General features: G+C 37.6%; 15 protein-coding genes and 1 other annotated feature. Of the genes, 11 read left to right on the forward strand and 4 right to left on the reverse strand.

The annotated features are described in order from the left end of the window. The 7 genes from DXC01_RS20405 to DXC01_RS19105 all read left to right on the forward strand — a co-directional run. Positions 1 to 335, forward strand: a 335-nt coding sequence (locus DXC01_RS20405; protein WP_199705056.1) for a hypothetical protein, incomplete at its 5' end; no start/stop codon positions are given. A gap of 521 nt (positions 336 to 856) precedes the next feature. Then, positions 857 to 2,716, forward strand: a complete 1,860-nt coding sequence (gene asnB / locus DXC01_RS19080) for an asparagine synthase (glutamine-hydrolyzing) (RefSeq protein WP_118699627.1) — start codon at positions 857 to 859, stop codon at positions 2,714 to 2,716. A gap of 136 nt (positions 2,717 to 2,852) precedes the next feature. Next, positions 2,853 to 3,164 (forward strand): hypothetical protein, encoded by a 312-nt coding sequence (locus DXC01_RS20920; RefSeq protein ID WP_118699628.1) that lies wholly within the window; start codon positions 2,853 to 2,855, stop codon positions 3,162 to 3,164. 53 nt (positions 3,165 to 3,217) lie between these two features. Then, entirely contained in the window at positions 3,218 to 3,496 is a 279-nt protein-coding gene (locus tag DXC01_RS20925; RefSeq protein WP_270425729.1) for a hypothetical protein, read from the forward strand. A 70-nt stretch (positions 3,497 to 3,566) separates the two neighbouring features. Beyond that, positions 3,567 to 3,687: a sequence feature (ribosomal protein L10 leader region), on the forward strand. 13 nt (positions 3,688 to 3,700) lie between these two features. Next, complete coding sequence (locus tag DXC01_RS19095; protein WP_117996891.1) at positions 3,701 to 4,216, forward strand: hypothetical protein; 516 nt, start codon at positions 3,701 to 3,703, stop codon at positions 4,214 to 4,216. Next, positions 4,209 to 4,448 (forward strand): hypothetical protein, encoded by a 240-nt coding sequence (locus DXC01_RS19100; protein ID WP_055065705.1) that lies wholly within the window; start codon positions 4,209 to 4,211, stop codon positions 4,446 to 4,448. The genes DXC01_RS19095 and DXC01_RS19100 overlap by 8 nt, the downstream gene beginning before the upstream one ends. A gap of 21 nt (positions 4,449 to 4,469) precedes the next feature. Beyond that, complete coding sequence (locus tag DXC01_RS19105; RefSeq protein ID WP_022387878.1) at positions 4,470 to 5,021, forward strand: hypothetical protein; 552 nt, start codon at positions 4,470 to 4,472, stop codon at positions 5,019 to 5,021. A gap of 458 nt (positions 5,022 to 5,479) precedes the next feature. On the opposite strand, the gene DXC01_RS19115 is transcribed toward DXC01_RS19105, so the two are convergent. The 3 genes from DXC01_RS19115 to DXC01_RS19125 all read right to left on the reverse strand — a co-directional run bounded on the left by DXC01_RS19115 (position 5,480) and on the right by DXC01_RS19125 (position 8,016). Next, the gene (locus tag DXC01_RS19115; RefSeq protein WP_118699629.1) at positions 5,480 to 6,673 is read right to left on the reverse strand and encodes a site-specific integrase; all 1,194 of its coding nucleotides are present in this window, start codon (positions 6,671 to 6,673) and stop codon (positions 5,480 to 5,482) included. 78 nt (positions 6,674 to 6,751) lie between these two features. Further along, positions 6,752 to 6,955 carry an excisionase gene (locus DXC01_RS19120; protein ID WP_015527885.1) on the reverse strand — a complete coding sequence of 68 codons (204 nt, stop codon included), beginning with the start codon at positions 6,953 to 6,955 and terminating at the stop codon, positions 6,752 to 6,754. Then, complete coding sequence (locus tag DXC01_RS19125; RefSeq protein WP_279221586.1) at positions 6,955 to 8,016, reverse strand: replication initiation factor domain-containing protein; 1,062 nt, start codon at positions 8,014 to 8,016, stop codon at positions 6,955 to 6,957. The genes DXC01_RS19120 and DXC01_RS19125 overlap by 1 nt, the downstream gene beginning before the upstream one ends. 487 nt (positions 8,017 to 8,503) lie before the next feature. Between DXC01_RS19125 and DXC01_RS19130 the strand changes: the two genes are divergently transcribed. From DXC01_RS19130 to DXC01_RS19145, 4 genes are all read left to right on the forward strand, one after another. Then, positions 8,504 to 9,139 (forward strand): helix-turn-helix domain-containing protein, encoded by a 636-nt coding sequence (locus DXC01_RS19130; protein ID WP_015527883.1) that lies wholly within the window; start codon positions 8,504 to 8,506, stop codon positions 9,137 to 9,139. 269 nt (positions 9,140 to 9,408) lie between these two features. After that, positions 9,409 to 10,050, forward strand: a complete 642-nt coding sequence (locus tag DXC01_RS19135) for a DUF3796 domain-containing protein (protein ID WP_015527882.1) — start codon at positions 9,409 to 9,411, stop codon at positions 10,048 to 10,050. Between the two features lie 3 nt (positions 10,051 to 10,053). After that, positions 10,054 to 10,257: a helix-turn-helix transcriptional regulator gene (locus tag DXC01_RS19140; RefSeq protein ID WP_015527881.1), complete on the forward strand. Its 204-nt coding sequence runs from the start codon at positions 10,054 to 10,056 to the stop codon at positions 10,255 to 10,257. 99 nt (positions 10,258 to 10,356) lie between these two features. Continuing rightward, positions 10,357 to 10,614, forward strand: a complete 258-nt coding sequence (locus DXC01_RS19145) for a hypothetical protein (RefSeq protein ID WP_055157184.1) — start codon at positions 10,357 to 10,359, stop codon at positions 10,612 to 10,614. 307 nt (positions 10,615 to 10,921) lie between these two features. Here the strand turns inward: DXC01_RS19145 and DXC01_RS19150 are convergent, their stop codons facing one another. Further along, positions 10,922 to 11,794 (reverse strand): helix-turn-helix transcriptional regulator, encoded by an 873-nt coding sequence (locus DXC01_RS19150; protein ID WP_055066332.1) that lies wholly within the window; start codon positions 11,792 to 11,794, stop codon positions 10,922 to 10,924. Positions 11,795 to 12,205: the final 411 nt, after the last annotated feature.

Genomic DNA, 12,205 nt, shown 5'->3' on the forward strand with positions numbered 1-12,205 from the left:
AAATGGAAGTAACGCCCCTTTTATGGTCATTATATCTTGATTATGATGAAGCTATGAAGGTGTATGAAGATGAAAAAAACAAATTTGAGTACGCAGGTACGGACTATGGCATGGATCTTTATGCCAGAACTAGTATTGACCAGGTGCGTTATAAAGATGGAACGGTTTTAACACTTGATAGGACCATGGGAGGCATCGCTGGCGGTGGAGAAAAACAGGATAAGGAAAATGGTGTCCTGATCATCAGAAACAGCTTTCCGCAACTGGTTGATGTAGATAACCTGCAGGCGGTACATTTTGGGAACATTGACCAGTGGCTTGAAGTGCGGGAATAAAAGTTTTTTCGGTGATACAGAAAAATCCTCCCATAATTAGAGAATGAGAAAATACAAAAAGAACCGATACAAGGTCTTTGCAGGACTGATATCGGTTCTTTTTGGCTAAGTCTGCCAAGCCCATTACCTTTAGGTGATGGGTAGTTGACTAAATATAGGTAATCATACAGTCGGAAAAATGGTTCTGTAACAAAAGACCGTTTTTCCGGCTTTTCATTTTATCAGTAGTGAGGCATTCACACCGTTTGAAAATCTGTAAGATCTGAGTCATTGGGGTATGTCATGACGGGTAATCAAATATATGACATAGATTCTACAATTGTAGAAAATGGGATTGACTTTCTAATTCTGCAGATGTAGAATTAGAGATGATTTCTACAAAAGTAGAAAAAAAAGGGAGAACACAAGCTGAGGCGCAGACTCACAGACCACTATGATTACGATGTGACCATGTGGGATTCACTTGTGATAAAAAAGTTGCTGCAGCGTATAAACTACATCAAATAGATACGGAGGATAAAATGTGCGGAATCTGTGGATTTACAGGTTACAGACAGGATCAGAAGACAGTAATTGAAAGGATGATGAAAGCCATTGAGCATAGGGGCCCGGATAGTGAGGGCTCTTTTTGCAGGGAGAAGATTACGCTGGGCTTTCGAAGACTTAGTATTATTGATTTAGAAGATGGGCAGCAGCCTATGGAAAGTGCGGACGGAAACCTTCATATTGTTTTTAATGGAGAAATCTATGATTATAAGGAACTGCGGGCAGAACTTGAGGCTTTCGGCATTTCTTTCTGTACCCATTCTGACACGGAGGTTCTGATAAATACTATTCAGCTGTATGGGGAGAAGGCACTGAATAAGCTCAGGGGAATGTTTGGGTTTGCTGTATGGAATGAACAGGAGCAGAGTTTGATGCTTGCAAGGGATTTCTTCGGAATTAAGCCTGTGTACTATGCCGAAATAGATGGACACTTTGTATTTGCTTCTGAAATTAAGAGTATCCTTGCATTTCCAGGCTATGAAAGGAAAGTAAATCAGAAGGCACTGGAGCAGTATTTGTCATTTCAATATTCCCCTCTGGAAGAAACTTTTTTCAGGGGGATTTATAAGCTTATGCCAGGTCATATGCTTTTATATAAAAACGGAAACTATGAGATAAAGACTTATTTCAAAACAAAGCTTGCACCAGTCCAATGGGACCGTAAGACGAATATGGAGCAGCTGCGGAATCAGCTTGCAGAGAATTTAAAAGATTCAGTGGAGCACCATATGTTAAGTGATGTGGAAGTCGGCGCGTTTTTATCCGGGGGAGTGGATTCCGGTTATCTGGCTTCTTCCTCTGGCGCAGATCAGGCATTTACAGTGGGATTCGATGAGGGAGACCGATATAGTGAAGTAAACAAAGCTGCCAAAGTGGCAGAAAAAGCAGGTTTGAAACACCATGTGAAAATCATATCCAAGCAGGAATTCTGGGATGCCCTTCCAGATGTTATGTATCATATGGATGAGCCCCTTGGGGATGCTTCCGCCGTTGCACTCTATTTTCTCTCAAAAGAGGCTGCAGGTCATGTCAAGGTTGTTCTTTCCGGAGAAGGAGCAGACGAGCTTTTCGGTGGATATAATATTTACAGAGAACCGGAATCATTGAAAAAAATTGCCTGGATTCCATTTGGTGTCAGACGTGTAATTGGAAAACTGGCTGCAAAGCTGCCGGATGTGAAGGGACGGGATTTCCTTATCCGTGCAGGAATGAAAGTGGAAGAACGTTTCATCGGAAATGCATATATTTACCGTGAAAAAGAGAAAACGCAGATTTTGAAAAATAAAGTAACAGGACCTTCCACACAGGAATATTTAAGACCATTTTTTGAAGAACTTGAGTCAGAAAACAGAGGATCACTTCAAGACATGGAAAAAATGCAGTCTGTAGATCTGAGCTACTGGCTTCCTGGCGATATTTTGCAGAAAGCAGATAAAATGAGCATGGCACATTCATTGGAAGTCAGAGTACCATTTCTGGATAAAGAAGTTTTTGACTTTGCAGCAAAGCTTCCAAAAGAAGCCAAGATTGCAGCGGGTACAACCAAATATATTTTCCGTAAAGCTGTTTCTCAATTCATACCACAGGAAACCGATGAACGTAAGAAACTTGGTTTTCCAATTCCAATCCGTGTGTGGCTGCGGCAGGATGACTGGTATCAGATGGTAAAGGAGTTATTTACCTCGAAAGAAGCAGAAGAGTTTTTTCATACAGATAAGCTTCTTTTACTTCTGAAAGAGCACAAAGAGAAAAAGGCAGATAACAGCCGTAAAATCTGGACAGTTTTGACATTCCTTATCTGGTATGATAGATTTTTTGCTACATGTTCGAAGTGAGAGAGTTGGTTATGAGACGGTAAAAATATAAATATACGAAAAATTCGTTGACAATGGTATTTGGGGCTTTTATGATAAAACTCTATTTGTTTGTATAGAAACTTTCGGATTATTGGAGGAAGAGTTTAAGGAGTATGTGGGTGGAAATCTGAAAGATTTTACGGTTTTGGATGCTTTCGACTCATTGTTCTTAAATGGAAAGGCAAATCAGGAAGCGCAGAATCCATCTAAATATCTTTTGTACCAGGATCCAATGGCTGGTACTTTTGATCGGGAGGTGGTGGAGAGCGGCGTTGGCACAGGTGCCTACTATGAGAAATTAAAGAAGATGATGGAAATCTGCCAGGAGAATTCCCCGGAATATGTTACTCTATTTGCCTATTATGAAAAGCTGGCAGCAGTGCTGACCGATAAGGCAGATCTTGGTGTCCATATAAAAATATTTTAGATAAGAACCAGAAACCGGCTTTAAAAGAAATCTGTGAAAAAGAAATTCCGGAAATCGTAGATAATTTAGAAAAAATGAAAATTTTCAGAGAAGACCTGTGGATGTCAGAAGCAAAGCCCTTTGGTTATGAACTGATGGATGTGAAACTTGGATCTGTGATTACCAGACTTAACAGTACCATCCGGAGAATCAAAAAGTATCTGGATGGAAGCATCCCATGTCTGGAGAAACTGGAAGAAACGCGACTTCCATACTTTGAGAAAAATGCGGACAAACGTGAAAATCACTGGAGTCAGATTACTAGTGGAAGTGATCTGATTGATACCATCTGATTTTTGAAAATTTAAAAAGATGCTTGCTTTTCAAGGTGTATAATGTTATGATTATACAAATGTTTTTTAGAAATTAAACATAAGAAATCCGAAGAAAGTAGGGGCTTTGGCATAATATCCTGCCGAGGATTGTAATATTAGCAGAGTTCGTTCCTTTTGGAGGGATGGCTCTGCTTTTTTTTGATTACGAAGGAAGGGTATGGAGTGATTGAAAAACTTACAACGGACAGCTATTTAGAATGTCTGATAAAAACTATGGTTTTTACGGCTACCATTTTTATAGAACTAGTGTGTGGATTTAGCATGACAGATATAAAACCATTTTATATTACGATATTATTGCAGGCAATTAACAATATGTATGATGCTGGGTGTTCGATTGCAAAGAAAAAACAGGTATTTCAAGTGAATTTATTGCAGGGAATTACGTTTTTGCTTGCATTGATTGATTTGATTTCAGCAGTTTGCTTCCTTGGAAATCCACAATTGCAATCTGTGGCATCTAGGAAAGGAGTTATATTACTATCCTGTATATTTGTTGGATTTATTCTTTTGTTACTTTACAGAGAAATATTTGTTCATCTTAGCATAATTTACAGAAGAGAAAAATATAGTGCAGGTAGTAGTGTAAGAAATGTGATTGAACCAAAAGACCTTGGGATGCAGTCCGATTGTGACGATGCATGCAACTGGGATGATAAGGAGAATAATTATGATTGAAGCTGTAGCAGTACTTCTTTTTTTTATAGTTGCAGGAACTCTATGGGGGATAGTAGAAACTTTTAAATATAGGAAAAATTTTTCAAGAGACTGTGAAAACGGACAAATCTCCACTATTAAAGCGTACCGAATAAAGCGACGTGGATCCTGGCGGATTTTTGGTGACCGTATTCTAGATGAAAAATCGTTTCTGGTAATGAGGGAAAAGGAGTCAAAGTTAAAAATTCATTAATTCAATAGCGGGGTATTTTAAATGGCTGAACAAAATGTTTTTAATCTAATGCAAAACGATGAGATTGGACTGTTGTGGAAAAAGATATATCAATTACATCAAAAAACCAAAATTTATCTACTTACAGCCGAAGAAATATCAGAAAATGGGGATGCATTGATTCAGCCATTAAAAGAGCACCGGGATGCATATGATCATATTGTAAGGATTTTTGCTAGCACAACTAAAAAAGTGCCGGAAGGATACGATTACTATTCTTATATCAAAGGAAATCTTGAGAAAGCATATGGACATGAATATCGTGCTTTTTTTGATACGGCAGACTGGCTTGCATACAATCTGCGGCATAATTTGAGAGAGCGCATAAATGCGATTCCATATAATAAAAGAAATCAATTAATCCCAAATTGCAAAGAAACAATCAAATTATTGAACCAATACCCATTTGAAATTTCTAATCTACGAAATGACAAGGATATAGTAAAAGAGTCTGACTCGGATGAGACAATAAAAGAATATGAAAATTTGCTTAGGCAATTAATAAAGTTATATAAAGAAATTGATTCAATTTGATGTTGCTACTAAAACAATTAATAGACTGATTGATCGTCGAAAGGTATCTGTTTGTCCATATCAGTGATATGTTACTCCATAAGGAGAGTTCAGGAATATGTAGAATATTACACTTGCTAAAAAATCTGAGTGCAGAAGCGGCAGACCTTTTTTACAAGTGTAATACGGTTTTACTTTCAAGAGTGACTCAACGACTTGAATAATTGTGCGTCGCATTCTCGTTATTTCAGTGATGAGTTAGACGTGCAAATCTTTTCTAAAAAATACAAATAGAGGGAGTTTTATTTAGAAAAATTATATATGTCTTTTTGACTATCTTTTTATATCTTCCTAAATGTCCGCAAAGCCTTATTTTATCGGCTCTACGGGCATTTTGCTTTTGTGGTAAACCTCGCATATCTAGGTCTATCTTCTTATATTTTCCCTGTCAATCGTGGTTAAAATCGTGGTAAATACTTCTATGCGATTAGACGCTGAACCTCTGATTTTGCGGTATCTATGGACGCATGAGCGTACCAGTTCATTGTGATACTAATGTTTGAATGTCCCATGATATACTGTAAATCTTTTGGGTTCATGTTCTTGCTTGCCAGTTTTGTGCAGAATGTATGGCGTAGCGTATGCGGTGTGATATGTGGCAAGGGATTGTCCTTGTGGTGCTTGTTATATTTCTTTACCATACGGACAAATAAGGCGTTGTAATCAATCGCAACTTTGGGCTTGCCTTTATGATTGACAAATAAGAAATTGCTCTGTCCGTCTATCACAAATGGTTCTGCCTTTGGGCGTTTCTTCATAACTCGTTGAAATGCCTGTATTGTTTCTCTACTTAATGGCACTTGTCTTATTCCGCTTTTCGTCTTAGGCGTTTCAATATAATAGCCCTGTTCCTTGCTCTTTAGTAACTGGTGGTCGATAATTACAACTTCATTCTTGAAATCAATATCAGCTACTGTCAGTCCGCACAGTTCCGAGATACGAAGTCCAGTCTTTAACAGTATCAGCACATCATCATAATGGTTGTGATACACATTGTCTGTCTTGATAAATGAGAGTAAGGCTTGTTCCTGTTCCTCTGTCAATGCGACTTTCTCTTTGGTATCATTTTCTAGGACTTCACTTAACTTGAAATCAAAGGGATTTTTCCTTACGCAATCGTCTTGTATGGCGATATAGAATGACGCTTTTAACGAGCGTTTATGGTTGTTAATGGTATTGTAGGAAAAGCCTTTGTCTTTCATGCGTAACGCCCATTCTTTAGCGTCAGAGGGCTTGATTGTATCAATACTCCTAGCACCTAACTTGTCCTCTTTCAATAACCGCATGAGTTGTTCCCGTTGTTTCTGTGTGCTTTTCTTCACATTTGCCCTTTGTGCGTTCTGTTTGGCATAAAGTTGGCAAAGCGTCATTTTCTTGCCTGTGCTGTCGATACCGTCCTCAATATCTCGTCTTATCTGCTGTTCCAGTTCTCGAAGTGAGGATTTTTCCCGTTTTCCCTTTGGTGTCGGGTCTGTGGGTGTCAATCTCCAGGCATACACATATTTTGTGTTTCCAAATGCGTCCACATATTTATATAAGTATTTTCCGTCTGTTCGTTGGCTCTCGCCAGTATGCAGGATACGTCCTTTGCTATCCCGTCTTTTTTCTTTCATGGTGTCTGCTCCTTTCCTTGTTGGAAAGAGCCTTGATATGACTTGTGTTCATCATAACACATACAAGGCTCATTTGCATTAGATTGCGTTCAATTTGTCAATGACCTGTTCAAATTGTCGGCGTTTAATCTGTATGCGGTTGCCATTCATAATGAACCAGCCAGCGTCCTTGTTTTCCTCTGCCAATCGTCTTAACTTGTTTTCTCCGATACGGAAATACCTTGACGCTTCTTCAATGGTAAGGGTGTATTTTTCCCATACAGGAATATCGTTGTTATTCATCAGATACCCCCTTTCCCATGTTTCGTGTCATACTGGATATAGGGAATAAGGTCGGTGCGGTTTATCCTCTGTAAATGAGCGGTTAATTTACTGGAAAGGGAATTGCGGTATCTTGCCTTATCAAGCATAGTTCCCACTTTTTCCAGACCACCTAATGCGTCATGTTCTTCCAAGAAGTAAAAACTTTTGACAGCGGAAATCACGCCACCCTCTGTGAGCCATTGCTGTGTTTCTTCAAGGGAATTTTGCTGTTTTGGTACTTGCAGTTTTAAGACTTCCACAGCCCCTAAAAAGCGTTCCCAAAACCGACAAGTTTTCCACCTGCTCTTATTACTTTCGTTTCTGTTTGGTACGACAAAGCGTAGGTTGTTTGCCAATAGCCCGAAAGCCAGTTCTCCAAGTTCCAGCGGTCTGTCCTTGAATGTCATGGCAAAAGCATGAGCCTTATCATCACGCAGTTGCATTTCTGTCCGTTTCCAACTGTCGACTTCCTCAAGCGTCTTATTATGTTTTGAACAGACTTCCTTATCCTTATCATAAAAGCGATAGGACAATCCCGATTTTCCAGCACCGATATAAACAGTCTTTGCGGTGTCGAAATCATCAAACTTGCTTTCGTCAAAGTGGTAGCCCTCACTATTAGAAATAAATTCCTCTTTTTCGCATTTCTTCTTTATCTGCTCTATGGTAAAGAATGGCTTTTCGTTCTTATCATCAATGGCAATATCAAGTCTTGTGAAATGGAAATTATCCAGTCCGTATCTTCGCTCACAGCGTCGGAACATATCCCCAAAGGTATAATTCCTACTGTCGAGAATACGGAAAATATCATCACAACCTCTGCCAGTCATAACAAGATAACAGCCTAACCCTTGTGGGTTGTCCTCTGTTTTCCTTGCGTTCCCCGATACATAAATATCTCCAATCTGCCAGCGTGCTTGATAGGTTTTGTATTTAATGCTTGCCGGATAGACATTGAAAATATCAGTCGGTAAACCTAAAATGTGCATGATTACATCTTCAGCGGTTACAGTATCAAATACAATACTGATGTAATCAATCTTAACGGATAAATTTTTGTGTGTAGTTATAGTGCATTTCTCCTTTCGTACTTCCCGTTTTTTTGCGGGGTAAAAATCGTGTTTTTTCCTTTATTTATCACAGTTCCTAGGTACTATGACATGTATGCGCAGGGCGGTGTTACATATACGCCCTTTATGAACGCCTAAAGGCGTTCCCTTTCCAAAAGGAACTGTCTGTCCGAAACACGTCTGGGGGACGTGCCCCGTCCAGCCAGCCCCTTTTGGAAACCACTATTTTCTGTCTGATAGTCCACGTTTATTCATTCTATCAAAATGAAAATACATCTTTTCTATGCTTACTCAAGCGTGTGATTGACCCTAGCGTGCTTAATCACTCTATCTGATACGATAATAACGCTATTAGAATTACTTGTCAAGAAGTTTTTGTTGACTTTTTGATATATATTAAGTATGATATGCTTATAAATACCAATAAAAGCAATTAAAGGAGTGTTTATACTGAGTTATGGAGCATTACGAAAAGAAAATCAGTTTCTTAGGAGAAAATATACAGACCATAAGAAAGCACAGAGGAATGAAACAACAGGAACTTGCGGACAAAATCGGTATCAATATGCAGAGCCTTTCCAAGATTGAACGGGGTGTAAATTATCCTACCTTTGATACATTAGAAAAGATAATGGACGTGCTGGGTGTAACCCCAAATGAATTACTGTCGGGAGAATGGAAGTATGTTAATCAAGCCGAAAAGGAAGTCTGCCAGTTTTTAAGAATTGAAGAACGACTAAATGCAGAATTAAAACATGGGCATTATGACAACTTCTTTGACAGCGAAGAAGAATGGCTGGAATATGAGTTGAAAAAGTTACGGGAATATATTACCGACTACATCAACGGAAAAAGCATTGTAGCGTCCGACCTTTATCCAATCAAAGAATTTATCCAGCATTTGAAGTTTCAAAAACTGTTAGACCACTATGATGATTTATACAGCATGGATATGTTCGGTGAAAGCATAGAGGGACATAAATATAGGACACCTTATCAAGTCGTAAAAATGATAAACCCCAATTCAAAAGAAGATATGGAATTATTACGGGAAGTATTGAAAAATAACGATTTTGATGATGAGGACGAGTAACCCTTTTCCTCTTTGTAGAAGATACAGCAAACAAAAAGCCCAGTAAAGAGTGCAAAGCACCACCAATGGTGGCAAGGCTCTTGACAGGGCTTTTCCTTTACTGTTTGTGGCAGACAAGAGGAAGAAAGGGACAAAATCTGATTTGTAGTAAATTATATAAAAACGATATGAGATGTATTTGTATCATTTTCTTGTTGACACCATTTATATTAAGTGATATATTTGTCTTATAAAGATACAAAAACATCACATTGAAAAGAGGGATGATTATGACAAAAAAACAAATGAAACAAGTTATCTTTATGGGAGTAGGGTGTGTAATATTACTGATTGCAGGGATAATTTACTCTTTATTATTTAACGACGCACGCTGGGTTAAAAACATGGATATGTCTAATTATGTATTTTCCATAAAGGATATACCAATGTTGATAGTCGGTGCTTTGATAGCTATTTATGTCTTATATGTAACAGTTATCTTCTTTAAAAACGCCTTTTCTAAAAATTTTAAAGACAAAAACTATTCAAGAACAGTATCTTCATATTGGGGACTGTGTGGAATATTTGGATTTCTAGGTTTTAGCGGTTTTTGGACTTATTTTGAATATGGGAAAATATATCCTTTTGTATTCTTTATATTTTTTGGCTTTTTCGGCTTTTTCTTTGAAGGAAAACTTTCTCACACTTTAGAAGATGAACTTTTTTTAGAAAATAAAAGAAAAGCAGAAATAAACGCCTATAAAGTAGGATTTAAACTTCTCTTTATAGTCATTTGGCTTATGGCAATAGGAATGTTTTCTCGTAATGTGGAATGGTGTGCAATTTTTATGCTCATTTCTGTTTCACTTATCTATGCTTTAGTCATTTTTCTTAGCAACTATTTATTATACCGCTACGAAAAAGGAGAATAAGTCATGGTAGAAGATTTCATGTGCAACTTAAAGGTATATCGTGTAGCACAAGGTTTAACACAAGAACAACTGGCAGAAAAAGTCGGGGTTCGTAGAGAAACAATTATGAGGTTGGAAAAAGCACAATACAATCCATCTCTAAAACTGGCGATTGATATTTCACGGGTTCTCAATGCACCGATAGAAGATATTTTCATTTTTAAATAAGATAGTGGTAGTAAATTCGGTTCTATGTGATATTGGGAACAATAGAATATTAAGTTTTACATCAATATAAGAGTAATGCAACTATAATGTTAATTTGTATTGCTTGGAGGAACAATACCTGATGAAGATGATAATGATGTCATCGCAGAACAACTTGCAAAAATCAGTGAACAGATGGCAATTAAGAATAGGCGTAGCAAAAAAATTTGGAAAATTGCTGGGGTTATATTCCTAGTAATTGTGCTATTGAATATCCTCTTGATAATATTTAATATGTCAGTATCTAAAAACGTTTCAACAGATAGTAGCACCACTTTCATAGAAATAGGTGAAGATGATGTGATTGATGTAGAATAATTTCCAACATACAATCCCAGTTTGACAACTTTATATCCATACACACAAAGCAGTTAGTCTTAGGATTGACTGCTTTTTAACAAAAGACACCACTCAGGTGTAAAGGGTGTCTTTTTAGTGCTATTTTATTGTCATATCAAGGCTCATTCAATTGTGGTAAATTCGTGGTAAATTAAATAATTTTCTATACTTCAAAGTGATTGAAAGTATAGTGTTTATGCGGATAATCGCAAATTAGATATAAAATTTAGACTAAATAAAACCAATCAAAAACGCTGAGAATTGCTCCCAGCGTTTTTGATTGGTTTTATTTTGGACAGCTTTCTGCATTCGGCACCAGCTGTTTGCGGAACTGTGAAGGGGAAATGCCACACTGTTTTCGGAAAAAGCGGCTGAAATATAATGGATTCTCGTACCCGACCAGGTTGGCTATTTCTGTGATATTATAATTGGTCGTTTCCAGAAGCATTTTTGCATTGGTAAGCCTCAGAGACTGCACGTATTGAGCAGGTGTAGTATTGGCATACTGACGGAAGTTCTGGATGAACCAGCTGATACTCATATTGTGGGAAACAGCATAGTCCTCAATACTTATAGGTTTATTATAATGCATCCGAAAGTACTGTGCAGCCTGTTCCATATCGTTCATGTTCTGAAGGTTCTTCTTACGTGGCTTTTGCAGTGCTATTCTATGGAGGCTGATCAGGAGAATCGTGAAATAATTTATCAGCATCTCCTCGTAATCAATTCGCTGCAGATTCAGTTCCTCGATCATAGACATAAATAGATTTTTGTACTCAATGGAGATACCGGTATAAATAATGCGGGTATCGTCGGCAATCCCATATCTTCTCAGAAAGTTCTTTACATTATTTCCAGTAAAGTGAACCCAGTAAACTTCGGTCTGATCCGCTCCATAATAATAGCGTTGTTCCTCACGTGGACGGTAGAGTACCATATTGCCGGCTTCTACAACAGTAGGTTTTCCATCAAAATAAAAATGTGCCCGTCCGGATGCGATGTAAAGAAGCTGATAATCAAGCCGGCCTTTCGGGCGGTGGGTAGGAAGCTTTTCTACGGTGTATAGATGATAAGTACCGCAGCTTCCAATAAACAGGGGATGTTTTTTATCCATAAAATCAACCCTGGATTTGTGATAGTATGCTGATAATGTATACAAGTAATGTCTTCCTTGTCATATTGCACAAAATACAACAATATGAATTGTGCAATTTTACGATTCTACAAAATATTGTTAAAAAATAGTTGGCTATTATGTAAAAGTATAACATTTTGTGCATGTTTTGGCGAATGTTGTTTATGTATTTTTTTATAATAAAAAAGTATAATGATAGTACGACAAAAGCAAAATATCTGGGATTTGCTTTTTATTATCAATTTCAGGAAAAGAAATATAGGATGAAAGTTCCGAAAAAGTCATTGGATAAAGTAAAGAAGAAAGTCAGGAAACTTACGAGCCGCAAGTGGAGCGTGAGTAATTCATACAAAGCGAAAAAGATAGCAGAGGTAGTAAGAGGAGCTTCTTGTATAATTCAAATATAGGGAATTCCGAGAAAGAAGGTTGAGAAAA

Source organism: Blautia sp. OM07-19 (genome assembly GCF_003481595.1).
Classification (GTDB): domain Bacteria; phylum Bacillota; class Clostridia; order Lachnospirales; family Lachnospiraceae; genus Blautia_A; species Blautia_A intestinihominis.

Coding starts and splice junctions, on each gene's coding strand:
- asnB (WP_118699627.1), top strand. CDS start 857: ATGTGCGGAATCTGTGGATTTACAGGTTACAGACAGGATCAGAAGACA.
- DXC01_RS19100 (WP_055065705.1), top strand. CDS start 4,209: ATGATTGAAGCTGTAGCAGTACTTCTTTTTTTTATAGTTGCAGGAACT.
- DXC01_RS19105 (WP_022387878.1), top strand. CDS start 4,470: ATGGCTGAACAAAATGTTTTTAATCTAATGCAAAACGATGAGATTGGA.
- DXC01_RS19115 (WP_118699629.1), bottom strand. CDS start 6,673: ATGAAAGAAAAAAGACGGGATAGCAAAGGACGTATCCTGCATACTGGC.
- DXC01_RS19120 (WP_015527885.1), bottom strand. CDS start 6,955: ATGAATAACAACGATATTCCTGTATGGGAAAAATACACCCTTACCATT.
- DXC01_RS19130 (WP_015527883.1), top strand. CDS start 8,504: ATGGAGCATTACGAAAAGAAAATCAGTTTCTTAGGAGAAAATATACAG.
- DXC01_RS19135 (WP_015527882.1), top strand. CDS start 9,409: ATGACAAAAAAACAAATGAAACAAGTTATCTTTATGGGAGTAGGGTGT.
- DXC01_RS19140 (WP_015527881.1), top strand. CDS start 10,054: ATGGTAGAAGATTTCATGTGCAACTTAAAGGTATATCGTGTAGCACAA.